The organism is Defluviimonas sp. SAOS-178_SWC (assembly GCF_039830135.1).
Lineage (GTDB): Bacteria > Pseudomonadota > Alphaproteobacteria > Rhodobacterales > Rhodobacteraceae > Albidovulum.
Map to the genome: position 1 here is coordinate 1,234,695 of NZ_CP156081.1, position 26,745 is coordinate 1,261,439.

Here is a 26,745-nt window from a genome sequence, read left to right on the forward strand (position 1 = left end):
CGGAAATCGGGGCGCGCCTGACTGGGCGGGCGCGGTAACGCGCCTGCCGGGGGCAGGCAGGCGTGGGCCGATTTGTCGCGGGACAAATCGGGCGGGGAGTTGGCTTGCCCAGAGAGCGGTGCGCTGAAGCGCGCTCTTCTGCTTGCTGTGATTTTGCTTGTGGCCGCGAGCCAAATTGACTCTTTAACAAATGTGGTTATTCAATATTGTAAGAAGTAATGGGGAAGATGTGATCGATGTCATTTGAAATTATCGAACCGAGCGATGAGCCCCTTGGTCGTAGCTGGGAGGAGATATATTCTAAGGAAAGAACGCGCTTCTACGACTACACTAGAGAGATACATAGCATATTGGAAAAGGTATTGGCTCAAGAGCGTCTCGATGTAGTAAGTATCGAGGCGAGAACGAAGTCTATCGACTCATTCCTTAACAAGTTGGATAGAGAGAGTGCAAAGTACAATGATCCCTTAAATGATATTACTGACCTCAGTGCCTGTCGCATTATATGCTATTACTTTGAAGATATCGAGACGATTGACAGCCTGATTAGAGATAATTTTGCGATAGATGAGAGGAATAGTGTCAAGAAGGATCAGATAGAAAACCCAAAAGAATTTGGATACTTGTCTCGACATTTGGTGGTTGAGATGAATTCTGATAGGCTTAAGCTTTCCGAATTTAAAAGATTCAAGGGAATGAAATGCGAGATACAGGTTCGCACGGTGCTTCAACATGCGTGGGCCGCAATTGAGCATAAACTGCAGTACAAGGTCAATCAGGATGTCCCGCAGCCTCTTCAACGTAAGCTGTTTCAGATATCCGCAATGTTAGAGGTCGCGGACGGACAATTTTCGTTCATTCGTGATAGTTTGGCATCGATACGGCAGGGGTATAGAGATACCATTTCTCACGGTGGTGGTGTGGTGCCGCTGAACTTGGATTCCATCGAAATATATATATCAGATTCAAAGTATTTGGAGCAGCTCAAAGATGAGTTGCCTAGTATTGGTTATAGCATTTCTCCGCCGCCTCCGAATGCACGAAATCCGCTAGCAAAGCTGAACGAAACGTTGAGGGGCGCAAAGATATCAGATGTTAAGTCTCTGGATGAGCGTGTCAAGGTGAAGAAAATTTCCGATTGGTTGAAGGATTTCCAGGGAATTATTGGAAAGTGGAAAGAATCGATGCCCGAAAGGCGGAATATTTTTGGCACGTCTTATGGCCCAAAGAAATTGGTTTTGGACGACACGGCTATTATCAGGATCATGGTCTTGTTGTCCTCGCCGCCGACAGTGTCGTCTAAGATTCTTAGGGAAGTACCATTTGGCGGCAAGCTACAAATGGCATTGCATGACTTTATTGGAGGTCGGGCGACGACTAGTTAGATTCACCCCTGCAAAGTCCTCACCCCGATCCCCTCGCCGCGTGCCTTCATCGCCTGCACGGCGGAGATGCTTGCCGCTGCCGTGGTGAAATAGGGGATCTTGTCGTAGAGCGCGACGGCGCGGATCGAGCGGCTGTCGTCGATGGCCTGCTGGCCCTCGGTCGTGTTGAAGAGTAGCGCGATCTCGCCGTTCTTCAGGCGGTCGACGATGTGGAGCTTGCCCTCCTGCCGGCCTTCATAGACCTTGTTCACGGTCTCCGACGCGATGCCGTGTTCGGTCAGGAAGGCGGCGGTGCCGCGGGTGGCGATCAGCTCGAACCCCATCGCGACGAGGTCGCGGGCGGCCCCGGCCATCTCGGCCGTCTTGTCCATGTCCTTGATCGAGATGAAGACCCGTCCGGCCTCGGGCAGGTGGGTGCCGGCGCCGAGCTGGGCCTTTAGGAAGGCCAGGGGGAAGGTGCGGTCCCAGCCCATGACCTCGCCGGTCGAGCGCATTTCGGGCCCTAGGATCGTGTCGACGCCGGGGAAGCGGGCGAAGGGCATGACGGCTTCCTTGACCGAGAACCAGGGCGTGATCGGGTCGGCGAGGGTCAGGGGATCGGCGAAGGGCAGGTCGGTGTCGGGGCCGACGCCCTCGGGGTAGGGCGCGCGCATCGGGAAGGTCGCCATCGGCTCGCCGGCCATGAGCCGGGCGGCGATGGAGGCGATGGCCGAGTCGGTGGCCTTGGCGACGAAGGGCACGGTGCGGCTGGCGCGGGGGTTCACCTCAAGCACATAGATCACGCCGTCCTTGATCGCGAACTGGACGTTCATCAGGCCCTTGACCTTCAAGGCGAGCGCCATCGCGACGGTCTGGCGCTTCAGCTCCTCGACCGTCTCGGGGGTCAGCGAATGCGGCGGCAGGCAGCAGGCGCTATCGCCGGAATGGACGCCCGCTTCCTCGATATGCTCCATGATGCCGGCGACGTGGACGTTGGTGCCGTCGGAAAGCGCGTCGACGTCAACCTCGATGGCGCCGGAGAGGTAGCTGTCGAGCAGCACCGGGTTCTTGCCCGAGACGTCGACCGCATGGGTGATGTAGCGCCTGAGGTGGTCCATGTCGCGCACGATCTCCATCGCGCGGCCGCCGAGGACGTAGGAGGGGCGGATGACGAGCGGGAAGCCGACGCGTTCGGCGATCTCGATCGCCTGTTCGTCGGAGGAGGCGATGCCGTTGACCGGCTGCCTGAGCTTGAGCTCGTTGAGGAGCTTCTGGAACCGCTCGCGGTCCTCGGCGAGGTCGATGGCGTCGGGCGTGGTGCCGAGGATCGGGATGCCTTCGGCCTCAAGCGCGTTGGCGAGTTTCAGCGGCGTCTGGCCGCCGAACTGGACGATGACGCCGTGAAGGGTGCCGTTCTCCTGCTCCACCCGCAGGATTTCGAGGACGTGTTCCAGCGTCAGCGGCTCGAAATAAAGGCGGTCGGAGGTGTCGTAGTCGGTCGACACGGTCTCCGGGTTGCAGTTGATCATGATCGTCTCGTAGCCCGCATCGGTCAGCGCGAAGCAGGCGTGGCAGCAGCAATAGTCGAACTCGATCCCCTGGCCGATCCGGTTCGGGCCGCCGCCGAGGATGACGACCTTCTTCGCGCCCGAGGGTCGCGCCTCGCATTCGACGTCGCCCATCGCGGGGGCTTCGTAGGTCGAATACATGTAGGGCGTCTGCGCCTCGAACTCGGCGCCGCAGGTGTCGATGCGCTTGAAGACCGCCCGCACGCCGAGGCGGAGCCGGGCGCGGCGGACCTGGCCCTCGTCGCGGCCGGTGAGCGAGGCGAGGCGGGCATCGGTGAAGCCCATCATCTTGAGCTTGCGCAGACCGTCCTCGGTGACGGGCAGGCCGGTTTTGCGGATCTCGGCCTCTTGTTCGATTATCTCGCGAATCCGGGCCAGGAACCACGGATCGAAGGCCGTCGCATGTTGGATTTCGTCATCCGAGAGCCCGTGCCGCATCGCCTGCGCGATGAGCCGCATGCGGTCCGGAGTCTGGACCGAGATGGCCTTGACCACGGCGGCCTTGTCCGGCGCGCCTTCGATGGCGATCTCGTCGAAGCCGGTCAGGCCGGTCTCCATCGAGGCGAGCGCCTTTTGCAGCGACTCGTGGATCGTGCGGCCGATGGCCATCGCCTCGCCCACCGATTTCATCGCGGTAGTGAGTTCCGCCTTGGAGCCGGGGAACTTTTCGAAGGCGAAGCGCGGGATCTTGGTGACGACGTAGTCGATGGTCGGCTCGAAGCTCGCCGGGGTCACCTTGGTGATGTCGTTGTCGAGCTCGTCGAGCGTGTAGCCGACGGCGAGCTTCGCCGCGATCTTGGCGATGGGAAAGCCGGTGGCCTTCGACGCCAGCGCGGAGGAGCGCGAGACGCGCGGGTTCATCTCGATCACCACCATGCGGCCGTCCTTGGGGTTGATCGCCCACTGGACGTTCGATCCGCCGGTTTCCACCCCGATCTCGCGCAGGACGGCGATCGAGCCGTTGCGCATGATCTGGTATTCCTTGTCGGTCAGCGTCAGCGCCGGGGCGACGGTGATCGAATCGCCGGTATGAACGCCCATCGGATCGACGTTCTCGATGGAGCAGACGATGATCGCGTTGTCCGCCTTGTCGCGGACGACCTCCATCTCGTACTCCTTCCAGCCGAGCAGCGATTCATCGACGAGGATCTGCGCCATCGGCGAGGCGTCGAGGCCGGAGCGGCAGATGCGTTCGTAGTCGTCCCGGTTGTAGGCGACACCGCCGCCGGTGCCGCCCAGCGTGAAGGCGGGGCGGATGATGGCGGGCAGGCCGATCTCCTCCAGCGCGTTCATCGCTTCGGCGACGCCCGCGTTGATGTCGTAGCGGCCGTTGTCCTTCTTCGGGGCGGCGATGATCGTGGCTTTCGGGTTTTCCAGCCCGATCCGGTCCATCGCCTCGCGGAAGAGCTTGCGGTCCTCCGCCATTTCAATGGCTTGCCGGTTGGCGCCGATCAGTTCAACGTTGAACTTGTCGAGAACGCCCATATCGGCAAGCGCGAGCGAGGTGTTGAGGCCGGTCTGGCCGCCCATCGTCGGCAGGAGCGCGTCGGGGCGCTCTTTCTCGATGATCTTGGCGACGATCTCGGGGGTGATCGGCTCGATGTAGGTGGCGTCGGCCATGCCGGGGTCGGTCATGATCGTCGCGGGGTTGGAGTTCACCAGGATGACCCGGTAACCCTCCTCGCGCAGCGCCTTGCATGCCTGTGCGCCGGAATAGTCGAACTCGCAGGCCTGGCCGATGACGATGGGGCCCGCTCCGATGATCATGATCGACTTGATATCGGTTCTTTTCGGCATGACCCCGGACCCCTTTGCGCAAATTGAACGGGGTTATAGTCAAGACGGGCCGGGGCGCAAGGCCCGAAGGACCGGTCAGGACGCGCTTCGGCGGGCGGCCGCGACGAAAAGCCCGGCGAGGACCGCGAGCCAGCTTGCCGAGGCGAGCCAGACATAGGACGCGATGGGCCAGGGCGGGACGTGGATGTCCGCGAAGACCAGCGCGAGCGAGAGAAGGCTGACGGGGGCGATCACGGCGAGCGCCGCGCGGGGCGGCAAGAGGCCGAGAAGGCCGGGCAGGAGCAGCATCGGCATGAGGTAATAGTGCAGCCAGCCGAGCGGGCCAAAAAGAGCGACGATGATCGACAGCGCAAGAACCCCGACACCGCGCCGGAGCCGGCCGTCGAGGGGGGCAAGGATCCGCGCGAAGCCGAGGATGAGCGCGGCGGCGGCGATGGACAGGGCCGGCCCGATCCAGGCGGGCAGGTCTGTATAGATGTGCTCGCTCGCCGCCGGATCGACGTGCGGCAGCAACCCCAGGCTGGAGCCCGCCGCGAAGAGGGCGGGTTTCAGCGACACGTTGATGGCGATGAGGTAGACGACGCTGGCGACCTTGTGGAGGCTCGCAAGGAAGTCCGCATGGGCGGGCCAGCCGGCAAGAAGGATCGACATGAGCCCGAGCGCGCCGCCGACGATCGCGAAGGCGACCGCGGCCCGGACCTGCCGGTCGAGAAGGAAGATCAGGACGAAGGCCGCGGGCGTCAGCTTGATCGCGGCGGCGAGCGCGAGGGCAGCACCCGCGGTGATGGGCCGGCCGACGCCGAGCCTTTCGAACGCGAGCAGGATCAGGAAGCCGGTGGTGATCGTCGGCTGATTGTACCAGATCGCGACATGGGACTGGATCGAGAGGTTGAGGATGACGAGGCCGATCGCCGTCCAGACCCACCAGGGCATCGCCTCGGGTTTCAGAAGCCGGCCGGCGAGGACGACCGAGACGGCAAGAAGCGGGATCTGCACCAGCGCGACCGCGTCGAGGAAGCCCTGCGGCGACAGAATGTTGGTCAGCGGTGCGGTCAGGGCCGCCCAGATCGGCGGGTAGACATAGGCGAAGCTCGTCTTGCCCGAGAGGCCGAGCGCCTCCATCGCCGGAAACCAGCTTTCCGCGACGCCGCCGAAGAAGGCGGGGGGCGTCGCGTAGATGAGGTCCGGCTGCCCGTTCTGCCAGAGCCAGCCAGCGATATAGACGGCCGACAGATCCTCGGCCCAGAGGCCCCATTGCTGCCAGAGCGTGACGGCGGCCCAGAAGCCGAGCATGACCGTCGACAGGATGGCGTCGGCGCGGGGCGTGAACGCGGTCCGGGGCTCGGGGGCTGTCCTGTCGGGCATCTCGGTGTCCTTCGTCGTCGGGCGACGCTAGCGGCGCGGGGCGCGTTTGAAAAGACCGGCAGGCGCTTGCCCTTGACTTCGCCCGCGCCACGCTGTGTATCGGCGCGGACCGGAAATCGCCTCTCGAAAGGGGACGCCCATGCACGCCTATCGCAGCCATACCTGCGCCGACCTGACCAAGTCCCATGCCGGCGAGAGCGTGCGGCTCTCGGGCTGGGTTCACCGGGTCCGCGACCACGGCGGGGTTCTCTTCATCGACCTGCGCGACCATTACGGGATGACCCAGGTGCTGGCCGACAGCGACAGCCCGGCGTTTTCTGCGATCGAGCGGCTCAAGGCCGAGACGGTGGTGCGGATCGACGGGCGGGTGAAGGCGCGCGATGCGTCGCTTGTGAATCCGAAGATTCCGACGGGCGAGATCGAGGTCTACGTGACCGCCCTTGAGGTTCTCGGCCCGGCAGAGGAACTGCCGCTGCCGGTCTTCGGAGAGCAGGACTACCCGGAAGAGACGCGCCTGACCTACCGCTTCCTCGACCTTCGTCGCGAGGGGCTGCACCGCAACATGATGCTCCGTTCGAACGTCGTGCGGTCGATCCGCAACCGCATGTGGGAGGCGGGCTTCACCGAGTTCCAAACGCCGATCATCACGGCCTCCAGCCCCGAGGGCGCGCGCGACTTCCTCGTGCCGAGCCGCCTGCATCCGGGCAAGTTCTACGCGCTGCCGCAGGCGCCGCAGCAGTTCAAGCAGCTGATCATGGTCGCGGGCTTCGACAAGTATTTCCAGATCGCGCCCTGTTTCCGCGACGAGGACCCGCGCGCCGACCGCTCGCCCACCGACTTCTACCAGCTCGATCTGGAGATGTCGTTCGTCGAGCAGGAGGATGTCTTCACCGCGATCCAGCCGGTGATCCAGGGCATCTTCGAGGAATTCGGCGGAGGCCATAAGGTCGATGCCGTCTGGCCGCGGATTTCCTATGCGGATTCGGCGCTCTGGTACGGGACCGACAAGCCGGACCTGAGGAATCCGATCAAGATGCAGCGGGTTTCGGAGCATTTCGCCGGGTCGGGCTTCGCGATCTTCGCGAAACTCCTCGAAAACGAGGGCACCGAGATCCGCGCGATCCCGGCGCCGGGCGGCGGCAGCCGCAAGTTCTGCGACCGGATGAACGCCTTCGCGCAGAAGGAAGGTCTGCCGGGTATGGGCTATATCTTCTGGCGCGAGGCCGAGGATGGCTCGGGCATGGAAGCGGCGGGGCCGCTTGCGAAGAACATCGGGCCGGAGCGCACGGAGGCGATCCGCCACCAGCTGAAGCTCGGCAAGGGGGATGCCGCCTTCTTCCTCGGCGGCCGGCCGGATCAGTTCGAGGCGGTCGCTGGACGGGCGCGGAACGAGATTGGGCGCGAACTGGGCCTGACGGAAGAAAACGCCTTCCGCTTCGCCTGGATCGTCGATTTCCCGATGTACGAGAAGGACGACGAGGGCAAGATCGACTTCAGCCACAACCCGTTCTCGATGCCGCAGGGCGGGATGGAGGCGCTGTCGGGCGACCCCCTGAAGGTGCTCGGCTACCAGTACGACCTCGCCTGCAACGGCTATGAACTGGTGTCGGGCGCGATCCGGAACCACAAGCCGGAGATCATGTTCAAGGCCTTCGAACTTGCCGGCTACGGCAAGGACGAGGTCGAGAATCGCTTCGGCGGCATGGTCAAGGCGTTCAAGTACGGCGCCCCGCCGCACGGGGGCTGCGCCGCCGGGATCGACCGGATCGTGATGCTTCTCGCCGATGAACAGAACATCCGCGAGGTCATCATGTTCCCGATGAACCAGCGCGCCGAGGACCTGATGATGGGCGCGCCGTCGGAGCCGATGAACGAGCAGCTGCGCGAGCTTCGTTTGCGGGTCATTCCGAAGGAGTGACGGGGCGGCCCGGTCCGGGGCTTTTCGTGTCGCGGATGTTCCAGCGCGTGCGCACGCGCTGATTGAGGTCGACGAGGAAATCCTCGAACACCTTCAGCCGCTTCGGCTTCCGCCGGTGGCGCGGGTGGACGATCTGCAGGGTCGGTCCTTCGGGGCGGTAATCGTCGAGGATGGGCACGAGGCTGCCCGCGCGGATGTCGTCATAGACGAGGTAGCTGCCGATCTGGAGGATGCCGCCGCCGCGCCGCGCGGCCGCGACGGCCGCTTCGGGGGATTCGAAGGCGAGGGGGCCGGGGACGAGGATCCGCGTGTCCTTTCCGTTCTCACGAAAGCGCCAGATGACCGGGTTGCCGGTCGCGGTGGAGATCGTCCGGATGCAGCTGTGGTCTGCGACATCGGCGGGAACGCGCGGCATGCCCCGCCGTTCGAGATATGCGGGGGCCGCCACGGTCAGCGCCGGAAGATGGCCGAGCGACCGCGACACGACGTCAAGCTCCGGCAGCGGGCCGACGACGAGCGCCGCGTCGAGGCGCAGGCCGACGAAATCCGGCAGGTCGGAGCGCGACAGGATCTGGACCTCCATATCGGGATATTGCGCGATGAAGCCGGGCATCGCCGGCGCCACGACGATCCGGGTGAGGCCCGGTGGGATCTGGACGCGCAGAAGGCCGTGCGGGCGGCGTTCGGACTGTCCGACCTCGTCCTCAAGCTCGGCGATGTCGTCGAGTATGCCGCGCGCGCGTTCGATATAGCGGCTGCCTTCCTCGGTCAGCCGGATCTTCCGCGTCGTCCGTTCCAGAAGCTGCACGCCGAGATAACGTTCAAGCTCCGCCACGATCGCCGAGGCGGCGCCGCGGGTAAGCCCGAGGTCGAGGGAGGCGGCGGTCAGGCTGCCAAGTTCGGCGACCCTGACGAAGACGCGCATCGAGCGGATATGGTCCATTGATTGTCCGAAAATTCCAGAGAGTGAAACCAGTATGACTGCATTTTCGGACAAAGCGAAGCCCTGTATCTGGGGGTCCATTAAAAACTTCGTTTGCACACGAATGAATGGAGCCAGAAAATGAACGCCAAAACGAAATTTGAGCCGGTCGTCACGAAGGACCTGTATTACGCGGTCCACAAGGGCATCCGTCTGGCGAACGCGCGCATGCTGATCGCGCTCGGCCAGGCGGATGCCAGTGACGAGGCGAGCCTGATGAATGTGCTCGGCCAGCTTGCGGCACATCTCGAACTGAGCTTGTCGCACCTGACCCATGAGAACGACAGGATCCACAGCGTCGTGGAGGCGCGGATTCCGGGCGGGTCCGACCATCAGGGCGAGGATCACGACCATCACCTCGAAGCCTTCGCGGAGCTTCGCCGGCTGACCGACGAGGTGGCGATGGCGGGCGCGGACCGCCCCGCAAAACTGCGCCGGCTGTACCAGCGATTCGCGCTGTTCGTCGCGGACGACCTGTCGCACATGCACGAAGAGGAAACCGAGCTGATGCCGCTCATCGCCGCCAACTTCTCGGGCGAGGAGATCGACGCGATCGAACACAGCATCGTCGCCAACATCCCGCCGGCGAAGATGGCGCATTTCGGCCGGTTCATGCTCGGTGCGGCGTCGCGGCCGGAACGGATCGGTATGGTCGGCGGCATGCGGCAGGCGATGCCCGAGGAGGTCTTCGACGGGCTCTTCGCCGCGATCATGGGCGAGCCCTGGCGCTACGGCGACTGGGACCGGATGGAGCAGGTGCTGTGCTGAGGTCGGCCGCATCCGGTTGCGCCGCCTGTCCGCGGCGTCAGGCCGGGCTGTGTCCGGCGGCGCCGGCCGAAAGGGGCGCGGGCCAAACGACGGAGGCCTGAAAAGAAAAGGCCGCGCGGAGCGATCTCCGCGCGGCCTTGTTCTGATTCGGTCCGGCTTTCAGAGCGCGGAGGCGGCCGTCGCGGCGATTGAGAAGGTCAGCGACAGAAGACCGATGCTGAAGACCGTCCAGTGCGCGGCACGGGTCAGCTTTTCGTTCGTCGCGATGCGAATGATGTTCTTCGCCATGATCTCATCCCCTTTGCAGCGGAAACTCTTGAAACTCTGTCGATGAATCTCGGCCCGGATTGAGGCAGGAATGCGGAAGGGCCGGGGCCCAACCACGGCATTTCCGGACCCATTTGACGACGCGTCGGGGCCTTGCCGCAGCGTGACCCTGTCCTATGATGCCGGTGAAAGAGACAGGGAGGCCGGGGTGAGCGACGAGGATCAGAGGCTGGGCATGCCGGTTCCGGGCTGGACGCCGCCACGGCGACCGGACTGGGAGCGGATCGAGGGGCGCCATGTGCGGCTGGAGCGGTTCGATCCCGCCCGCCACGCCGCCGACCTTCACGCGGCGAACCGCGAGAGCGACGCGATCTGGGACTTCCTGCCCTACGGGCCGTTCGCCAGCCTCGCCGACTACCGGGCCTGGGCCGACAGCATGGCCGGGCGCGACGATCCCTGGTTCGTGGCGCTGATCGACCTTGAGACCGGGCATGCGGGCGGCATCGCAAGCTATCTGCGCGTCGACCCTGCCGCGGGGTCGATCGAGGTCGGCCACATCAACCTCGCCCCCCGGCTCCAGCGCAGCCGCGCGGCGACGGAGGCGATGTATCTGATGATGGGTTGGGTCTTCGACGCCGGGTACCGACGCTACGAATGGAAGTGCAACGCGCTCAATCTCGGGTCGCGCCGCGCCGCCGAGCGCTTCGGCTTCAGCCACGAGGGCACGTTCCGGCAGGCGACCGTTGTCAAGGGACGCAATCGCGACACGACCTGGTTCGCGGCGATCGACCGGGACTGGCCGGCGTTGAAGGCGGCCTACGAGACCTGGCTCGACCCGGCGAACTTCGACGCCGCCGGGCGGCAGCGGCAGAGCCTGTCGGATCTGACCCGTCCGCTCCTTGTCTCGCGCGATCCGGCGTTCGTGACGGGGTAGCGCCTCCCGTGCCCCGCTCGGGCCGCCGGGCATCAGAAGGCGGCCCCCGAAGCCAGGCGATGGCGCACCAGTCCGCTGATCCGCGACACGGGCGTTCCGGTGCCGCGCCCCGCCAGCCGTTCGCGCGCCAGCGCCTCCGCCGCCGCCTGCAACGGCGCGTCATGGGCGGACCGCGCCACGCCCGAGAGAAACTGCGCAAGATAGTCGAGGTCTTCTCCCGCAGGGCGGTGGTCGAGCATGTCCGCCGCATGGGCGAGGTCGTCGCGGAGCGCGAGCGGATCCGGTGTCACCCGGTCCTCGGCGTCCCTTCTGCCGGTCGAGATCGGATGCGGGGTTGCGGGCAACGCCCCGAGCACCGCGCTCCGGAAGACCGAAAGGCTTTCGATCGGTTTCGGCAGGAAGGCGTCCGCCCCGGCGGCGAGCGCCGCCTTCTCGGCTCCGCCGTCGCCGCTTGTGGCGAGAAGGGCGGGCACCCGCGGGCTCCGCGCCGCGATCTCGCGGATGAGGTCGAGGCCGGAGCCGTCGGGCAGGCCGAGATCGACGACCACCACCGTCGGCCGGTAGGCCATGAGATGCCGCCGCGCCGAGGCGAGGCAGTCGGCCCGCCTGATCCGGGCGCCGGAGCGCAGACAGAGAAGCCGCATCGCCTCGCAGGCAAAGCGGCTGTCTTCCACGACGAGCACGGTCAGCCCCAGAAGCGGGCGCTGGGCGGTCGGTTCGCGGGCCGCGAGGAAATCGGTCAGGTCGTCGGCCATCGAATCCACTCCTGTCGTTTCGGGCCAGATAGGTCGGAGCCGAGTAAGACAGGCTTTGCCTAACGGAGCGTAAAGCCGCCTGCGGCCAAGCGCGCGCTTGCGCGGGCGCCGTCGCCGCCGCATAACCGGGCCGAATGCCACAACCGGGGGAAGCCATGATCGGACGCCTGAACCATGTCGCCATAGCGGTGCCGGACCTCGACGCCGCGGCCGCGCAGTATCGCGACACGCTGGGCGCCAAGGTCGGCGCGCCGCAGGACGAGCCAGATCACGGCGTGACGGTCGTCTTCATCGAATTGCCGAACACCAAGATCGAGCTGCTCTATCCCCTGGGCGACACCTCTCCGATCCAGGGCTTCCTCGACAAGAACCCGGCCGGCGGCATCCATCACATCTGCTACGAGGTGGACGATATTCTCGCCGCCCGCGACAAGCTGAAGGCGGCGGGCGCGCGGGTTCTCGGCACCGGAGAGCCGAAGATCGGCGCGCATGGCAAGCCGGTCCTCTTCCTCCATCCGAAGGATTTCAACGGCTGCCTCGTGGAACTGGAGCAGGTCTGATGAACCTGACCGGCGGCATCGTCCTTTTCGCGGTGATCTGGTTCCTGGCCTTCTTCATCGCCCTGCAGATCCGGCCGAAGAGCCAGGCCGATGCGGGCGAGATCGTGCCCGGCACCCCGGCGGGCGCGCCCGCCGACATCAAGCTGAAGCGGAAGGTCGTGGCGACGACGATGGCAACGGTCGTCATCTGGTCGGTGATCGCGACCATCGTCTTGTCCGGCACCGTCACATTGCGCGATATCGACTGGTTCGGCCGCCTGCCACCCGAAGAGGCGCCGGCAAGCCAGTAACCCAAGTCAGGCAGAGGCGGCGGTGTCCTCAGCCTCCGGTTTGGCATCGGTCTTGGCCGGTGAGAACTGGCTGAGAAGGGCGGCCTCAAGCTCCCGGTTGAGAGCGCGGGCGCGGGCGATATAAGCGGCGTTCTTTTCGGTCGGGATGTCAGGGTTCCACAGATCGGCGAGATCGCGCACCGCCGCGCGGTCGAGCTTGAAGAAGGTCTTTTCAAGTCCCGCGGCCTCGTATTCGGACAGACCGACGTTTTCGAGGACGTAGCGCGCCGCCCTGAGGCTCGAATCGAAATATTCGCGGACGATGTCGTCGGCGCCGGCGCGATAAAGCTCGAACACATGCTCGCGGTCGCGCGCGCGGGCCACGATGTGGAGATCCTCGCGCTGGCGCCGCGCATAGGCGACCAGGCGCGTGGCCGCCGCCCTGTCGTCGAGGCAGACGACGAGCACCCGCGCCTCGGAAAGCCCCGCCGCGCGCAGAAGCTCCGGCCGGGTCGGATCGCCGACATAGCCCTTGAAGCCGAACTTCCGCAGAAGCTGGATCACCTTCAGGTCGTGGTCGAGAATCGTGGTGCGGAAGCCCGACATCGTCACCATCCGGTTCACGACCTGCCCGAAGCGGCCGACCCCGGCGATGATGATCGGCTGCTGTTCGTCGATCTCGTCCGCCTCGGTGGCCTCTCCGTCCTCCTGCATCCGTTTCGCGAGGACGTCGTGAAGGATGAAGAAGAGTGGGGTGAGGAACATCGAAAGGGCGATCACCAGAAGCAGCGATTGCCCCAGCGCTTCCGGCAGGATGCGCTGTTTCAGCGAGAAGGCGGTCAGGACGAAACCGAATTCACCGGCTTGGGCAAGGCCGAGGGTGAAAAGCCACTGGTTGCGCCCCCTGAGCTTGAAGAGGCGGCCGAGCGCGTAGAGGACGCCACCCTTGGCCACCATCAGCCCGAGCGTCAGGGCGAGAAGCGTGAAGGGCTGGCGCAGAAAGACCTCGACGTCGATTCCGGCGCCGACGGTGATGAAGAAGAGCCCGAGGAGGAGGCCCTTGAACGGGGCGATGTCGGATTCGATCTCGTGCTTGAACTCGGAGTTGGCGAGGACCACGCCGGCGAGGAAGGCGCCGAGCGCCGGTGAAAGGCCGACCATCAGCATCAGCGTGGCGATGGTGACGACGATCATCAGCGCGAGGGCGGTGTTCACCTCGCGCAGGCGCGCCCGGTGGACAAAGGTATAGAGCGGCCGGACGAGGTATTGCCCGGCCAGCGCCACCGCCGCGACCGCGCCGAGCGTGACGAGGGTCACGCCCCAGGGCGGCAGTTCCTGCAGGAAGTTCATCGCCAGATGGGCCTCCGCCGCCTGTGCCTTGGCGAGCGCCCGCGCGCCCGGCAGCGCGAGGAGCGGCAGGAAGGCAAGGATCGGGATGACCGCGATATCCTGCATCAGGAGGACGGAAAACGTGCTGCGCCCGCCCGCGGTCGGCATCAGTTGTTTTTCCGACAATGTCTGCAACACGATCGCCGTCGAGGAGAGCGACAGGATCACCCCGAGCGTCAGTGCAATGCGCCAGGAATAGCCGAGCGCGAGGGCGCCGAGCGTGATGACGAGGGCCGTCACCACGATTTGCAGCCCGCCGAGCCCCAGCAGCCGGTCGCGCATCGCCCAGAGCGCCTTCGGTTCCAGTTCCAGCCCGATGAGGAAAAGCATCATCACCACGCCGAATTCGGCGAAATGCTGTAGGTCCTGGGTCTCCGACCCGACGAGGCCGAGGACCGGGCCGATCACGATCCCCGCGACGAGATAGCCGAGAACCGATCCGAGGCCGAGCCGCGATGCGACCGGAACGGCGAGCACCACGGCGATGAGGTAGAGCGAGGCCTGAAAAAGGAAACTTTCCATCTATGCCTTTACGTCGGTAACGGGGCGTCGGGCTTCGGTTGGGCTCTTGCGACGATCGCAAAGGCCAAGTTTGTCAGGTGGCGGATCGGTCCGCCACGCTTCAGAACGGTCGGTGTGGGCTCCGCGCTGCAATGCGGGGAAAGGCGGCGAGCCGGCTTCGTCAAAAGGGATGGGTGAATCGTGCATATATCATGAGGATAGGGCGCGAAACGCGCGGATGCATTTCAAATTCCCATTTCAGTTGCGCAATATCCTCGCGACCTCGGTGAGACCATTCCCGTCCTGGCGCCGGGAGGCGGACCCGGTGAGGGCCACCTCACCCCTTCTCGATCATCTTCAGCGTATAGGTGCGGCCGTTCTTCACATAGGTGAGTTCGCTGTCGCCGATCGCGGCGACCTTGCCGCCGTCGAGCCGGTCGCCGATCTTGACCTTGATCAGCCGCCCCGTCGGCATCCGGACCAGCGCGCGGCGGCTGGCGGAGGAGCCGTAGACGCCGATGAGGTTGATCTTGCCGAGGTCGATGGCGTTCTTCACTGTCGCCTGCTTGGCCACGGTCACCGTGGTCGGCATGTCCGGCACCGATTGCACCGGTTCGGGTTCGTCGATCTCCTCGGGCAGGGCGGCCGGCGCCGGCGCGGCGGCCGGGGCGGGGGCCGGGGCGCTGACCGCTTCGGTCACGGCGGCGGTGACAGCATCGGAGACGGCAGCCTCGACCGCCTTGGCAAGGCTCGACGGCCGCTCCTCCGGCCGGCGGGAGGAGGAAACCGCGGACGAGGTCGCGGAGGCGAGCGCTTCGGCCTCGGCCCGGGCGGCAGCCTCGGCGGCCGCCGCGATGGCGGCGGCCTGGGCGCGCGCGGCCACGGCACGCTGGACGACGGCGGCGGGACGCGCGCGCGGCTTTCGCGCCGCATGGGCCGGGTCGACCGGGTTGGGCAGGACCGTCATCGCCTCGGCCACTGCGTCTGCGGCGGCATCGGCGGCCAGACCGGCGGGGGCGTCGTCGGGGGCGGGCGTCGCGGCGCCGGATTGGTCCTCTGGCGTGGCTGCGGGCGTGGTGGCGGGTTCGGCCCCGGTGCGGGGGGCCGGTGCCGGGACGACCGGCGGGCGGCCGGAAATCAGCGTGAACCCGTCGGGGGTCACGACGCCGTCGGGCGTGGCGCGGATCAACCCGTCGGGGCCGAATTCGATCTCCGTCCCGTAGGGCGGGGGCAGCGGTTGCGGTTGTGGCTGATCGTCGGCGGCGAGTGCATCGGGCGCGGGCAGCGGTTTGACCTCGGTTTCGGGCGTCGCCGGGCCGGGAGCGGCCGCTGCGACCGCCGGGGCACCAGGCGCGTCGGCTTCCGGTCCCGTCGCGGCGGCGGGCGCGCCGTCCCAGAGCGTATCCTTGTCCGGCGCGGCGGGGCCGGGGTCGGGCAAGGGCTCTGCCTCTGCCGTGGCGGTGTCGGGTTGCGCGACCACGGCATCGGCGGCGGGCTCCGGCGCGGGATCGGCCGTGGCCGCAGCGGCGGCGGATATCTCGGTTTCGATCGCCACAGGGGCTGCGGCGGCAACGTCCTCCGGTGCCGGATCGGCGGCGAGCGTGGTCGGAGACGCCGTGGACGCCGGCACCTCGACGTTCCGGGCGGTGTCGACCGAGAACCAGACGGACCAGAGCGCGACGGCGGCCATCACCAGCACCAGAACCGCCACGAGGATCAGTCCAAGGCGCATCCGGGCCGGGGGCGCGGTGCGGGCCTGTCGGGCCGCGCCGAAGACGCCGGGCTCGGTTGCCTCTGTCAGGGTGACGCGGCGCGCCTTCTGCTGGGCCTGGGTCCCGTGTTTCGCTTCCGGGGCCGGGGTCAGCAACGCGCGCCCAAGCCCGGATCTCGGGCGCCGTGTGGCGCTTGCCGGGGCGCTTTCCCCATGCTCGTCGCCCTGCGGGATCTTCAGGGTCGGGGCGGTGATCCCGGCCTCCTCGATCTCGACGGCCGCGCCGAGAGCCGGCGCGGCGAGCGGAGCGATCGGATCCGCGAGAAGGTGCAGCCGGCCTTCGGCGGGGCCGGGGACGTCATCGGTTTCGGCGGTCTCGGACGGGGCGCGCGCGTCCTGATCGACCTGCGATGGCCGGCGCGAGGAGAAGGACATCGCGGGGCCGGCCGGAATTTCGACGTCCGCTTCCGGATCCGGAATGTCGTCGAGGGCGATGAAGGGGGCTTCGATGTCGTCCGGCGACGGGACGTCTGACCCGATAACCCCGCCCGTGTCGGAGGACGGCTGTTCCGCTTCCGCCGCTGCGGCGATTTCGGGCGCCGTTATGTTCGATTGCGTAAAGGTTTCGCCCGTATCGCGGTCAGGTTCCGCTTCCGGATGTTCGGTTTTTGAAGGCTCGTCCGCAGGTGAATCCGCTTCCACCATCGCCGGTTCCGGTGCGTTCTCCTCGACTGGTTCGAAGGGCGCGGGCGCGGCTTCCGGGGCAGCTTCCGGGACCGGCGGCGGCGCGGCGACGACGCGGACGGGATCCTGATCGCGGGTCAGATGCGTGCCCGCCGGCAAGTGGCGGTCGGCATTGTGGGTCAGGCCGAAGAAGGGTTCGCCGGCGAACTGGCTGGCCTCGGGCAGGGCGACGAAGGAGACCGGGTTGAACCCGCGGCTTTCGGCAAATTCCTCGGCCTCGTCGAGTGTGAGCTGGGCCACGACCGCGACCCGGACGCCGTGGCCGTTGCCGCACCAGTCGAAGACGAGGTCGCTGACGGGATAGGGCGTGCGTCCCTCGAGCGCGGCGGCAATCTGCGCGCGCCGGCTCGCGCGGTCGGGGCCGGGGGCATCGACTTCGGAGTAGAGGATCTGCGACGCCGGCAGGATCAGCTTGGTCGTGAGACCATCCGGCGAGAGGCCGGCGGCCTCGGCCCGAAGCGCGTCGAGGCGCGTCTCAAACCCGGGGTCCTCGAACGCCGCATGCCCCAACTCCGCCCAGCCGTCGGCAAGGCGTTGCAGAAGGCTGATGCCGTTCTGTGAAAGGTTGAGCGCGAAGCCAGGTTTCATTCCGGGGCAGGTAGCATGTCTGCGGCCCTCACCATAGCCGCCAAGGTGTCGCTGACCCTCCTAAAGCAGAATTTCGCGCATGGGAAGGCGCGGTGCCAAGGATTGGCTTGCGGGATGCGTCGAAGATCCGATGATCGGCGCCACCAGATGGAGGTATTCATGCGCGTTCTTAATCTTTTTGCGATTGTTCTTTTGCTTGCCGGGCCGGCCGTGGCGGCCGACATGCCCGCGACGATTTCCGTGACCGGCGAAGGCCGGGTGGAGGCCGCGCCCGACATGGCGACGATCTCGCTTGGCGTGACGAATGACGCCGGAACCGCCGCTGAGGCGATGGCGGCGAATTCCGACGCCGTGCGCGCGGTGATCGAGCGGCTGACGGCCGCCGGGGTCGAGGAGCGCGATATTCAGACTTCGGGCCTGTCGCTCGGCCCGCGCTACGATTACGGCCGTTCGGACGGCACCCCGCCGACGATTGTCGGCTACAGTGCGTCGAACATGGTGACGGTGCGGGTCCGGGCGCTCGACACGCTCGGCGGGGTGCTCGATGCCGTTGTCGCCGGGGGCGCCAACACCCTGAACGGGCTGAGCTTCGGCATCGCCGAAGACCGCGAGGTGATGGACGAGGCGCGGACGCGGGCGGTCGCGGATGCGGCGCGCAAGGCCGGCCTCTATGCCAATGCGGCCGGCGTGCGTCTGGGCCGGGTTCTGTCGATCAGCGAGGCGGGCGCCTACCAGCCGCCCATGCCGATGGCGATGGCCGAGGCGGGCTTCGCCAAGAGCGCGGCCGTGCCGGTGGCGCCGGGCGAGGTGAACATCGTCGCCTCGGTGAGCGTCGTCTACGAGATCGCGGACTGATCCCCGCAGCAGGGCAAGGCGGGCCGGGGCCGGCCTTGCCCGCGCAATGTCAGGCGGTGGCCTTCGCCAGTGCCTGATCGAGATCGGCGATGATGTCGTCGGCATCCTCGATCCCGATCGACACCCGCACCATGTTCGGCGCGGCCCCCGCCGCCTTCTGCTGTTCGGGCGAAAGCTGGCGGTGCGTGGTCGAGGCCGAATGGATGATCAGCGACCGCGTGTCGCCGAGATTGGCCACATGGCTGAAGAGTTCGAGCGAGTCGACGAGCTTCACGCAGGCCTCGTACCCACCCTTGACCGCGAAGGTGAAAAGCGCGCCGGCGCCCTTCGGATAGACCCGCTTCGCCCGGTCCGCGTAAGGCGAGGACGGTAGGCCGGCATAGGTCACGGAGTCGACCCGCGGATCGGCCTCGAGCCAGGCGGCCACCTTCTGCGCATTGGCGACGTGACGCTCCATCCGCAGGGAAAGGGTTTCGATCCCCATCAGCGTGTAATGCGCGCCTTGCGGGTTCATCGTCATGCCGAGGTCGCGAAGCCCGATGGCGATGGAGTGGAAGGTGTAGGCGAGGGGGCCGAAGGTCTCGTGGAATTTCAGCCCGTGGTAGGCGGGCTCGGGATCGCTGAGCGAGGGAAACTTGCCCGAGGCCGACCAGTCGAACTTGCCGGAATCGACGATGGCGCCGCCGGTCACGGTGCCGTTGCCGGTCAGGTATTTCGTGGTCGAGTGGACGACGATCGTCGCGCCCATCTCGATCGGCCGGCAGAGGTAGGGTGTCGCGGATGTGTTGTCGACGATGAGCGGCAGGCCGACCTTGTCGGCGACGGCCGCGACGGCGGGCAGGTCGGTGACGTAGCCGCCGGGATTGGCGATCGATTCGCAGAAGATCGCGCGGGTGTCGTCGTCAACCGCCGCCTCGAGCGCCGCGAGATCGTCGAAATCGACGAACTTCGCCGACCAGCCGAAGCGCTTGATCGTGTGGCTGAACTGCGTCACGGTCCCGCCGTAAAGCCTTGTCGAGACGACGATATTCCGGCCCGGACCCATCAGCGGGAACAGCGCCATGATCTGCGCCGCATGCCCGGAAGAGCAGCAGATGCCACCAGCGCCGCCTTCGAGCGTGGCGATGCGTTCGCCAAGCGCGGCCACGGTCGGGTTTGTCAGACGGGAATAGATGTAGCCGACTTCCTGAAGGTTGAAGAGGGCGGCGGCGTGATCCGCGTCGCGGAAGACATAGGCCGTCGTCTGATAGATCGGCACCTGCCGTGCGCCCGTCGCCGGGTCGGGCCGGGCGCCTGCGTGGATCTGAAGCGTGTCGAAACCGTATGTCCTGGCCATCTGCAACTCCCTCGGCTGGTCCGGGCGTGACGTTAGGACAAGCCGGCGCGGCATACAACGGGCAGCGGCGTGCAGATCGGGCGGAACGCTCGCGGCGCCTCAGCCGCCCGACAGCCGCAGCCTTACCCGCTGACCGCCCCGGATGAACTCGACCGTCCAGGTCCGGCCGCCGCCGCGCGTCGCGGCATCGAAATCGGCCAGATCGCGGATTGCGGTGCCGTTGATGCCGACGACGATATCGCCGGGCCGGAGGTTGGTGGCGCGTGCCGGGCCGGCGACGCCGGTGACGACAACGCCGGTGGCCGAGAGCGGCAAGCCCAGCTGGTCGATGAGCCCGGGGCCGAGCGCCGCGACCGTCAGCCCCGAGAGCCGCGATCCGGGGCCGACCGTCAGGTTCCCGCCGGTCTCCGGAGCAGCCGCCAAGGCGACGTCGGCGATCTCCTCCCGGCCACCGCGCCGGTACTGGACCGTCGCCGTCCCGTCGGGGCCGAGGACCGCGAGCCGGTAGTCGAGTTCGGCAGGGCCATTCACCGCGTGGCCGCCGATCCCGGTCACGACATCGCCGGTCCGGAACCCGGCGCGCGCGAACGGGCTATCGGGGTGGAGGTGGCTGATGACTGCACCCTCCGGCGTGTCGAGGTCGAGGGCTTCGGCCATGTCGGCATCGACGCGCTGCACCTCGATCCCCGACCACGGCCGGGCGAACCGGGCGGCGCCGGCCTCGGCCTGGGCCACGTATTGCCCGACGAGGTTCGACGGGATCGCGAAGCCGATGCCGTTGGAGCCGCCCGAGCGGCTGAGAATCAGCGTGTTGATGCCGAGGAGCCGCCCTTCGGTGTCGACGAGCGCGCCGCCGGAATTGCCCGGATTGATCGGCGCGTCGGTCTGGATGAAATAGCCCTGACCGCGCGCCGGATCGCCGCCCGCGCGCGCCAGCGCCGAGACGATGCCCGAAGTCACCGTCTGGCCGACGCCGAACGGGTTGCCGATGGCGAGCACGAGATCGCCGACCTCGGCCAGATCGGCATCGGCGAGGGGAAGGGCGGGCAGGTCCTCGGCGCCATCGAGCCGGATCACCGCAAGGTCGGTGCCGGCGTCGGAAAGGATCACGTTCCCTGCAAATTCCCGCCCGTCGGCCAGCACGACGCGGATATCCTCTGCCCCGTCGATGACGTGGTTGTTGGTCACGACGATGCCGTCGCCACGCAGGATCACGCCCGAGCCGAGCGCATTTTCGACGCGCGGCTTGGTGCCGAAACCGGGGCCGAAATCGAAGAACTGGGAAAAGAACGGATCGTTGGCGAAGGGGCTGATCCGTTCGGCGACGACGCGGCTCGCGAAGATCGAGACGACGGCCGGGGCGGCGGCTTTCACGACCGGGGCGAAGCTGAGCGTGATCTCGGCCGGCGAGGCCGGCACCTTCGCGGCCATCGGCAAAGGCAGGGGCAGGGCGAGAAGGACCAGAAGGCAGAGGCGTCCGGCGGCGCGCATGTCGGCATCCTTTCGGCTCGGGTCGTCGCGTCTTACCTCGCGTCTGGGCGGGGGCATTTCAAGGCCCTGGGGTGCGACGGGTTGATCTGCCGCGACGCCAGGACCGGTCGAAAGCGACGAGCGACGGGTGGGCCGGACGGGAGAGAGGCGGCCCGATGGATTGTCCCCGTCGCGGCTTGACCTCTCGGCGGCTTCCGCGTGGGCGCGAGGCGCCGTATTCGGGGTTGTTCGGGAAGTTCGGTTGAGTAGCCATCGGAAGAAATTTTTTTACCTTATCATATGTTTGCGATGTGCTTCTCACGCAACGCCTCAACGCAGCCAGAGATTGGCGCGCTTGATCGTGTTGCGGATCACCTGTTCGCGTCGCGGCAGGTCGTCGCGGTCGAACATCGCGCGAATCTTGGCGCCCTTCCGCTGATAGACGATCTTCTTGATCGGCTCGTATTCTTTGAGGACCTTCTTGACCGGATTGGGCGCGATCGCCTCTTCCAGCACCGCCACCGCCCGGTCGCTTTCGCGGGCGTAGAGGAGCGGGAAGAGCCGGTAGTGGCAGGTCACGTCGCCGTCGAGGCCGGCAAGCTCCGGCCCCGGCCGGCCGCCGCCGAAGGAATGGATGACGAGTGGCAGCGCGACCTGATCGAGCCAGGGGTCGAGCGATTGGCAGATCAGCGTTTCCGGCCCGTCATCGCGGATGGCGATTGCGTAATCGAGGAGCCGCCGGCCGAATGCGCGAGGGCAGCGGTAGAAGAACCATCCGGCGTTGAAATAGAGATACCTCTCCCAGTGCTCGTCGGGCTGGGTCAGGTCGAGCGTCGAGGCGTAGTCGAGCCCGAACCTGTCGTAGAGCGACTTCCAGATCTCGCCGTAGCCCGGCCCGTAAAGCTCGATCACCGGCCAGGTGCCTTCGCGCCGCATCGAGGCGGAGGGGCGGTCGAAGTCGAAGGCGATCGAGGCGAGGGGGCCGGTGACGAGCGTGTCGGTGTCGAGAAAGAGGAAAGGCTCGCCCTCGGGCGCGGCCAGAAGCCCCTCGATCTTGTTGCCATAGGGATAGCTTTCCCCGAACGCGTGGTTCTCGAAGGGCAGGATCTCGGCGCCAAAGCTCTCCAGCAACCCACGAACCGGTGCGGCAAGGCGCGGGTCGCCCGTCCAGCGTGGCCCCGGCTGCGGTTCGAGCACGATGAGCCGGCCGGGGAAATCGGGGTTGGTGGCGCGCAGGGTGGCGGCAAGCACGACCGCCTCATAGCCAAGCCGCCCCGCCTGACCGATGCAGAGGAGGTTGAAGACCTGTTGGGTGGCGTTCGTTGCGGTCATGCCCGATCTGCCGCTGGTTCCGGTCGCGACGCTATTGCGGCGACTATAGGCGCGGCGAATGGCGGGGGAAAGCCGTCAGGCCCGCGAAGCCGGGGGTCGCCCGCCCGCTTTCAGCCGCTCGAAGCTCATGGAGATATGCGCGCGTTGAATCAGCGCGGCGGCGTGAAGGTCGCCGATGGTGAGGGCGGAAAGGACATCCTCGATCTCGCGCCGGAAGGTCTCGGCCTCTTCGCGCAAATCGACGCGGCTCGCGAAGACCGATTTCATCCAGATCCGCGCGGTGCGGATATAGAGCCGCTCGGCGATCTCGCGCAGGGGTTCGTTGGCGGTCAGCCGAAGACGGGCCAGAAAGAAGTCCATGTTGAGCTGGGCGAAGGCGCGGGGGTCGGGGTCTTGCGTCAGCGCCTTCGCACGGTCGGCAACGGTGTGGAATTCGGCCATGAGCGCGGCATCGGGTGGCTGGGGCGAGAGCCGGCCCGCGAGTTCGGCAAGCTCCAGCCGGAGCTGGTAGGTCTGGGCCAGTTCCTCGATCTCGACATCGGTGACGAAGGTGCCGACGCCGTGGACGGACTGCACCAGCCCCTCGCCCTCAAGCCGTCCGAGGACACGGCGGAGGGGTGTGCGGCTGACCCCGAATTCGGCCGCCAGCGCCTCTTCCGAAAGCCGCGTGCCGGGCGCGTAGTCGAGAAGGCATATACGGTCGCGAAGCTCCGCATGGAGCCGTTCGAAGCGGTCGCGGGCGCTGGGCGTGTCGGTCATGCGGTTTGCCTGCTGACGAGCCAGACGCCGGCCACCGAAAGCGCGAAGCCGAGAAGCGTGAAGGCGGTGATTGGTTCGCCAAGGATCGCCCAGGCGAAGAGGAGCGCGAGCGGCGGGACGAGATACATCAGTGCGGAGATGCGCGTGGCATCGCCGCGCTGGAGGAGAGCGATGTAAAGCCCGACGGAGATGATGGAATTCGCGATCACGAGATAGGCGATGGCGACGATGAACTCCCCCGTCCAGTCGATGTGCATCGTTTCCGTCAGGTAGGCGGCGGGGGCGAGGATGGTGAAGCCGACGAGGTATTGCATGACGCCGCCGACCGCCGGATCGGTCTTCAGCCCGTGCAGTTTCTCGAAGAGCGTTGCGAGCGTGATGCCGAGAAGTGCCGCGCATGCCAGAAGCGCTGCGCCCCAGGGGCTGGGGCCAAGGCTGTCGCCGGAAAGGACAACGGTCAGCACACCGGCAAACCCGAGCGCGAGGCCGAGCCAGAGGAGCGTTCCGCCGCCGGACCTGCCGGTCGCGACAGGCGAAAGGGCCGCGACGAGGATCGGTTGCAACGCCATGACGATGGCGGTGGTGCCGGCGTTCATGCCGAGTTTCATCGCCTGATAGGCAAGGCCGAAATAGACGCACTGGATGAGGAACCCGGTCAGCGCCATCGCCGCCCAGTGCCGCGCGGTCCTTGGCAAGCGGGCCGCCTTGCGCAGGAGGAAGGGCGAGAGAAGAAGCGCGGCCAGCCCATAGCGCAGGGTCAGCATGGTCAGGGGTTCGGCATGCGGCAGGCCGAGCTTGGCGAAGGTGTAACCGCCCGACCAGAAGAGCACGAAGACGAAGGGCGCCACCCGCCAGAAAAGCCTTGTGGCCGGGGGGGCGAGCGTCGCGTCCATCGCCCTAGCCAAGTTTTGCGGTCAGCCGCTCCAGCATGCCGAGGCAATCGGCAAGCTGGTCGAGGGCAAGATATTCGTCGGGCTTGTGCGCCTGCTCGATCGAACCCGGCCCGCATACGACCGCCGACATGCCGAGCGCCTGGAAGATCCCCGCCTCGGTGCCGAAGGGCACGGTGTCGGCCCCGTTGGCCCCGGTCAGTTCCATCACTATGGCTTTCGCCTCGTTCTCGTCGGCCGGGATCAGCCCGTCGACTTCGCCGATCACCTCGGTGACGATGTCGGCATCGGGCGAGACCGCGCGCATCGCGGGGAGGAGCGTGTGGGTGCAGTAGGTGTGAAGCTCCCGCTTGACGAAATCGGCGTCGGAATGCTGGACGGGGCGCATTTCCCAATCGACGCGCGCCTTGCCGGGGATCACGTTGTGCGCCACCCCGCCGACGAGCGCGCCGGTGTTGATCGTGGTCCAGGAGGGCTCGAACCGGCTGCTGGCGGGGGTGCGGGCCTTCAACTGCTCCTTCAGGTCAAGAAGCCGCGCGACGTACCGCACCGCGTATTCCACCGCGTTCACCCCACGGTCGGGACCGGAGCCGTGGCCTTCGAGGCCGGTGAAATGGGTCGTGTATTCGTAACAGCCCTTGTGACCCTCGATGATCCGCATCGAGGTCGGTTCCCCGATGATCGCGACGGCGGGGCGGATGCCTTGCGCCTTCAGGACCCCGGCCAGGGCCTGAGCGCCGAGGCAGCCGGTCTCTTCGTCATAGGTGAAGGCGAAGTGCAGGGGGCGCCGCGTTGCGCGGGCGGCGAAATGGGGCGCCAGCGCCACGGCGGCGGCGATGAAGCCCTTCATGTCGCAGGTGCCGCGGCCGTAAAGCCGGCCGTCGCGTTCCACCATCTTGAACGGGTCGCTCGACCAGTCCTGATCTGCGACCGGCACGACATCGGAATGGCCCGACAGCACGATGCCGCCGTCGCCCTCGGGGCCGAGCGTGGCGAAGAGGTTGGCCTTCTGCCCGGTCGCATCTCGGTGGATGTCGACCCGCGCCCCGGCCGTTTCCAGCCGGTCGGCCAGAAACTCGATCATCGCGAGATTGCTGTCGGTCGAGACCGTCGGAAAGGCGATGAGATCGCGCAGGAGCGCCTTGGTGTCGTCGAGCGCCTGCACGGTCACGGCTTCACGAAAAGCTTGCGTTCGACGTTGCAGAACGCTTCCGCCGGGCCGCTCTCGGTGATCAGGATCGTCTCCGTCGTCTCGAGCCCCCAGCTTTCCATCCAGAGCGCCGGCATGAAGTGAAAGACCATGCCGGGTTCCAGCACGGTCTCGTCCTCGGTGCGGATCGAGGCGGTGCGCTCGCCCCAGTCGGGCGGGTAGGAGAGGCCGATCGGATAGCCCATGCGGCCTTCGCGCTTGATGCCGTGCTTCCTGAGGACCGCCATGAACGCGTTGGCGATATCGCAGGTCCCGTTGCCGGCGCGGGCGGCGGCGAGCCCGGCTTCGATCCCTTCGATCTGTGCCTTCTCGGCCTCCAGCATCTCGGCGGGTGGGGTGCCGAGATAGACGGTACGGCAGAGCGGTGCGTGGTAGCGGCGGTAGCAGCCCGAAAGTTCGAAGAACGTCGCCTCGCCCGCGCGCATCGGCGCGCCGTTCCACGTGAGGTGCGCGGCCGTCGCGTCGAGCCCCGAGGGGGTCAGCGGAACGATGGCCGGGTAGTCGCCCCAGACGTCGCCGACGCCGGTGATCGCGGCGTGGTAGATCTCGGCCACGAGGTCGTTCTTCCTCAGGCCCGGCTCGGCCTTGTCGATGGCGGTGCGGATTACCTTTTCGGAGATCTTCGCGGCGTTGCGGATGAAGGCGATTTCCTCGCCGGATTTCACCAGCCGCTGCCAGTTCACCAGCGCCGTCGCGTCGCTGATCCGTGCATCGGGAAGCTCGGTCTTCAGAACCTCGTGCGCCTTGGCGGAGTAGTAGTAATTCTCCATCTCCACCCCGATCCGCGCCTTGGCGAGGCCAAGCGCGCGCATGTGGCCGGCGAGGTCCTGCATCGGGTGGCGGACGGTCGACTGGACATAGTTGTCGGCGTAGCCGTGGATCGATTCCGCGCCCATCCAGCAGGTGCGCCCGGCGCCGACGCTGTCCATGTGGCGCCCCCACCAGACCGGATCGCCCGTCATCGTCAGGATTACGCCCTGATGGACGTAGAACGACCAGCCGTCATAGCCGGTGAGCCAGGCCTGGTTCGAGGGGTCGGTGACGAAGATCGCGTCGAGTCCGGCCTTCTCCATCGCCGCGCGGGTCTTGGCGATGCGGCGGGCATATTCGGCGGCACTGAACGGGGCATTGCTTTGTCCCATCGGGAACCCTTTCGTGAGTCGGCCTATTTGTACACAACGCTAAGGCGACGTTCGGGTTCTGGCAAGAATATCCTGCCTCTGCGTGGGAGAATATGGCAATTTCGGTTTGAGTTTGGGTTGACGAGGCGCGTTCTGCCGCCATGATGTGCACAACAATTGAGTCCAAGGGAATCTCCATGTCCGCCCGTGCCCCGTTCTCCTGCACCAATATGCCCGCCGCGCGGGCGACGATGCACGGTGCCCCGAGCGCGGTAGCAAGGCTGGCCGACGG

General features: G+C 66.5%; 21 protein-coding genes. 7 read left to right on the top strand and 14 right to left on the bottom strand.

Features of this window, described 5'->3' with window-relative positions:
- The first annotated feature begins 236 nt into the window (after nucleotides 1-236).
- On the top strand, nucleotides 237-1,385 hold the full coding sequence (locus tag V5734_RS06880; RefSeq protein ID WP_347312765.1) for a GTP pyrophosphokinase: 1,149 nt from the start codon (nucleotides 237-239) through the stop codon (nucleotides 1,383-1,385).
- 2 nt (nucleotides 1,386-1,387) lie between these two features.
- Here the strand turns inward: V5734_RS06880 and carB are convergent, their stop codons facing one another.
- Nucleotides 1,388-4,729, bottom strand: coding sequence for a carbamoyl-phosphate synthase large subunit (carB, locus tag V5734_RS06885; protein WP_347312766.1), 3,342 nt, complete (start codon nucleotides 4,727-4,729; stop codon nucleotides 1,388-1,390).
- A gap of 75 nt (nucleotides 4,730-4,804) precedes the next feature.
- On the bottom strand, nucleotides 4,805-6,094 hold the full coding sequence (locus V5734_RS06890) for a glycosyltransferase family 87 protein (protein ID WP_347312767.1): 1,290 nt from the start codon (nucleotides 6,092-6,094) through the stop codon (nucleotides 4,805-4,807).
- Nucleotides 6,095-6,233: 139 nt separating this feature from the next.
- On the opposite strand from V5734_RS06890, the gene aspS reads away from it, so the two are divergent.
- Nucleotides 6,234-8,012, top strand: a complete 1,779-nt coding sequence (gene aspS, locus V5734_RS06895; protein ID WP_347312768.1) for an aspartate--tRNA ligase — start codon at nucleotides 6,234-6,236, stop codon at nucleotides 8,010-8,012.
- Here aspS and V5734_RS06900 read toward each other — a convergent pair.
- A complete protein-coding gene (locus V5734_RS06900; RefSeq protein ID WP_347312769.1) occupies nucleotides 7,996-8,955 on the bottom strand; it encodes a LysR family transcriptional regulator in 960 nt (319 codons plus the stop codon). The two genes, aspS and V5734_RS06900, sit on opposite strands and share 17 nt — an antisense overlap.
- Before the next feature lie 120 nt (nucleotides 8,956-9,075).
- Here V5734_RS06900 and V5734_RS06905 point away from each other — a divergent pair, with 120 nt between their 5' ends.
- A complete protein-coding gene (locus tag V5734_RS06905) occupies nucleotides 9,076-9,762 on the top strand; it encodes a hemerythrin domain-containing protein (RefSeq protein WP_347312770.1) in 687 nt (228 codons plus the stop codon).
- Nucleotides 9,763-9,921: 159 nt separating this feature from the next.
- Here V5734_RS06905 and V5734_RS06910 read toward each other — a convergent pair whose 3' ends face one another.
- Nucleotides 9,922-10,050 (bottom strand): hypothetical protein, encoded by a 129-nt coding sequence (locus tag V5734_RS06910; protein WP_347312771.1) that lies wholly within the window; start codon nucleotides 10,048-10,050, stop codon nucleotides 9,922-9,924.
- A gap of 214 nt (nucleotides 10,051-10,264) precedes the next feature.
- Here V5734_RS06910 and V5734_RS06915 point away from each other — a divergent pair, with 214 nt between their 5' ends.
- Nucleotides 10,265-10,963: a GNAT family N-acetyltransferase gene (locus tag V5734_RS06915; protein WP_347313588.1), complete on the top strand. Its 699-nt coding sequence runs from the start codon at nucleotides 10,265-10,267 to the stop codon at nucleotides 10,961-10,963.
- A 32-nt stretch (nucleotides 10,964-10,995) separates the two neighbouring features.
- Here V5734_RS06915 and V5734_RS06920 read toward each other — a convergent pair whose 3' ends face one another.
- Nucleotides 10,996-11,718, bottom strand: coding sequence for a response regulator (locus V5734_RS06920; protein ID WP_347312772.1), 723 nt, complete (start codon nucleotides 11,716-11,718; stop codon nucleotides 10,996-10,998).
- Between the two features lie 155 nt (nucleotides 11,719-11,873).
- Between V5734_RS06920 and mce the strand changes: the two genes are divergently transcribed.
- Nucleotides 11,874-12,278, top strand: a complete 405-nt coding sequence (mce, locus tag V5734_RS06925) for a methylmalonyl-CoA epimerase (RefSeq protein ID WP_347312773.1) — start codon at nucleotides 11,874-11,876, stop codon at nucleotides 12,276-12,278.
- Nucleotides 12,278-12,568, top strand: a complete 291-nt coding sequence (locus V5734_RS06930) for a DUF1467 family protein (RefSeq protein ID WP_347312774.1) — start codon at nucleotides 12,278-12,280, stop codon at nucleotides 12,566-12,568. The genes mce and V5734_RS06930 overlap by 1 nt, the downstream gene beginning before the upstream one ends.
- Before the next feature lie 6 nt (nucleotides 12,569-12,574).
- Here V5734_RS06930 and V5734_RS06935 read toward each other — a convergent pair whose 3' ends face one another.
- Together V5734_RS06935 and V5734_RS06940 are read right to left on the bottom strand one after the other, a co-directional pair.
- On the bottom strand, nucleotides 12,575-14,458 hold the full coding sequence (locus tag V5734_RS06935; protein ID WP_347312775.1) for a monovalent cation:proton antiporter-2 (CPA2) family protein: 1,884 nt from the start codon (nucleotides 14,456-14,458) through the stop codon (nucleotides 12,575-12,577).
- A gap of 316 nt (nucleotides 14,459-14,774) precedes the next feature.
- Entirely contained in the window at nucleotides 14,775-17,480 is a 2,706-nt protein-coding gene (locus tag V5734_RS06940) for a hypothetical protein (RefSeq protein WP_347312776.1), read from the bottom strand.
- A gap of 159 nt (nucleotides 17,481-17,639) precedes the next feature.
- Between V5734_RS06940 and V5734_RS06945 the strand changes: the two genes are divergently transcribed.
- Complete coding sequence (locus V5734_RS06945; protein WP_347312777.1) at nucleotides 17,640-18,335, top strand: SIMPL domain-containing protein; 696 nt, start codon at nucleotides 17,640-17,642, stop codon at nucleotides 18,333-18,335.
- Nucleotides 18,336-18,384: 49 nt separating this feature from the next.
- Here V5734_RS06945 and V5734_RS06950 read toward each other — a convergent pair whose 3' ends face one another.
- The 7 genes from V5734_RS06950 to V5734_RS06980 all read right to left on the bottom strand — a co-directional run bounded on the left by V5734_RS06950 (nucleotide 18,385) and on the right by V5734_RS06980 (nucleotide 26,474).
- Entirely contained in the window at nucleotides 18,385-19,671 is a 1,287-nt protein-coding gene (locus V5734_RS06950) for an O-acetylhomoserine aminocarboxypropyltransferase/cysteine synthase family protein (RefSeq protein WP_347312778.1), read from the bottom strand.
- A gap of 99 nt (nucleotides 19,672-19,770) precedes the next feature.
- Nucleotides 19,771-21,162: a trypsin-like peptidase domain-containing protein gene (locus V5734_RS06955; RefSeq protein WP_347312779.1), complete on the bottom strand. Its 1,392-nt coding sequence runs from the start codon at nucleotides 21,160-21,162 to the stop codon at nucleotides 19,771-19,773.
- A gap of 309 nt (nucleotides 21,163-21,471) precedes the next feature.
- Nucleotides 21,472-22,473, bottom strand: a complete 1,002-nt coding sequence (locus tag V5734_RS06960) for a hypothetical protein (protein ID WP_347312780.1) — start codon at nucleotides 22,471-22,473, stop codon at nucleotides 21,472-21,474.
- Nucleotides 22,474-22,548: 75 nt separating this feature from the next.
- Nucleotides 22,549-23,232 carry a GntR family transcriptional regulator gene (locus V5734_RS06965; RefSeq protein WP_347312781.1) on the bottom strand — a complete coding sequence of 228 codons (684 nt, stop codon included), beginning with the start codon at nucleotides 23,230-23,232 and terminating at the stop codon, nucleotides 22,549-22,551.
- On the bottom strand, nucleotides 23,229-24,125 hold the full coding sequence (locus V5734_RS06970) for a DMT family transporter (RefSeq protein WP_347312782.1): 897 nt from the start codon (nucleotides 24,123-24,125) through the stop codon (nucleotides 23,229-23,231). The genes V5734_RS06965 and V5734_RS06970 overlap by 4 nt, the downstream gene beginning before the upstream one ends.
- A 4-nt stretch (nucleotides 24,126-24,129) precedes the next feature.
- A complete protein-coding gene (gene argE, locus V5734_RS06975) occupies nucleotides 24,130-25,293 on the bottom strand; it encodes an acetylornithine deacetylase (protein ID WP_347312783.1) in 1,164 nt (387 codons plus the stop codon).
- Nucleotides 25,290-26,474 (bottom strand): M24 family metallopeptidase, encoded by a 1,185-nt coding sequence (locus tag V5734_RS06980; RefSeq protein ID WP_347312784.1) that lies wholly within the window; start codon nucleotides 26,472-26,474, stop codon nucleotides 25,290-25,292. The genes argE and V5734_RS06980 overlap by 4 nt, the downstream gene beginning before the upstream one ends.
- Nucleotides 26,475-26,745 lie beyond the last annotated feature (271 nt).

Coding starts and splice junctions, on each gene's coding strand:
- V5734_RS06880 (WP_347312765.1), top strand. CDS start 237: ATGTCATTTGAAATTATCGAACCGAGCGATGAGCCCCTTGGTCGTAGC.
- V5734_RS06940 (WP_347312776.1), bottom strand. CDS start 17,480: ATGAAACCTGGCTTCGCGCTCAACCTTTCACAGAACGGCATCAGCCTT.
- V5734_RS06960 (WP_347312780.1), bottom strand. CDS start 22,473: ATGACCGCAACGAACGCCACCCAACAGGTCTTCAACCTCCTCTGCATC.
- carB (WP_347312766.1), bottom strand. CDS start 4,729: ATGCCGAAAAGAACCGATATCAAGTCGATCATGATCATCGGAGCGGGC.
- V5734_RS06905 (WP_347312770.1), top strand. CDS start 9,076: ATGAACGCCAAAACGAAATTTGAGCCGGTCGTCACGAAGGACCTGTAT.
- V5734_RS06950 (WP_347312778.1), bottom strand. CDS start 19,671: ATGGCCAGGACATACGGTTTCGACACGCTTCAGATCCACGCAGGCGCC.
- V5734_RS06910 (WP_347312771.1), bottom strand. CDS start 10,050: ATGGCGAAGAACATCATTCGCATCGCGACGAACGAAAAGCTGACCCGT.
- aspS (WP_347312768.1), top strand. CDS start 6,234: ATGCACGCCTATCGCAGCCATACCTGCGCCGACCTGACCAAGTCCCAT.
- V5734_RS06970 (WP_347312782.1), bottom strand. CDS start 24,125: ATGGACGCGACGCTCGCCCCCCCGGCCACAAGGCTTTTCTGGCGGGTG.
- V5734_RS06980 (WP_347312784.1), bottom strand. CDS start 26,474: ATGGGACAAAGCAATGCCCCGTTCAGTGCCGCCGAATATGCCCGCCGC.
- V5734_RS06965 (WP_347312781.1), bottom strand. CDS start 23,232: ATGACCGACACGCCCAGCGCCCGCGACCGCTTCGAACGGCTCCATGCG.
- V5734_RS06935 (WP_347312775.1), bottom strand. CDS start 14,458: ATGGAAAGTTTCCTTTTTCAGGCCTCGCTCTACCTCATCGCCGTGGTG.
- V5734_RS06890 (WP_347312767.1), bottom strand. CDS start 6,094: ATGCCCGACAGGACAGCCCCCGAGCCCCGGACCGCGTTCACGCCCCGC.
- V5734_RS06930 (WP_347312774.1), top strand. CDS start 12,278: ATGAACCTGACCGGCGGCATCGTCCTTTTCGCGGTGATCTGGTTCCTG.
- V5734_RS06920 (WP_347312772.1), bottom strand. CDS start 11,718: ATGGCCGACGACCTGACCGATTTCCTCGCGGCCCGCGAACCGACCGCC.
- V5734_RS06945 (WP_347312777.1), top strand. CDS start 17,640: ATGCGCGTTCTTAATCTTTTTGCGATTGTTCTTTTGCTTGCCGGGCCG.
- V5734_RS06915 (WP_347313588.1), top strand. CDS start 10,265: ATGCCGGTTCCGGGCTGGACGCCGCCACGGCGACCGGACTGGGAGCGG.
- V5734_RS06955 (WP_347312779.1), bottom strand. CDS start 21,162: ATGCGCGCCGCCGGACGCCTCTGCCTTCTGGTCCTTCTCGCCCTGCCC.
- V5734_RS06900 (WP_347312769.1), bottom strand. CDS start 8,955: ATGGACCATATCCGCTCGATGCGCGTCTTCGTCAGGGTCGCCGAACTT.
- mce (WP_347312773.1), top strand. CDS start 11,874: ATGATCGGACGCCTGAACCATGTCGCCATAGCGGTGCCGGACCTCGAC.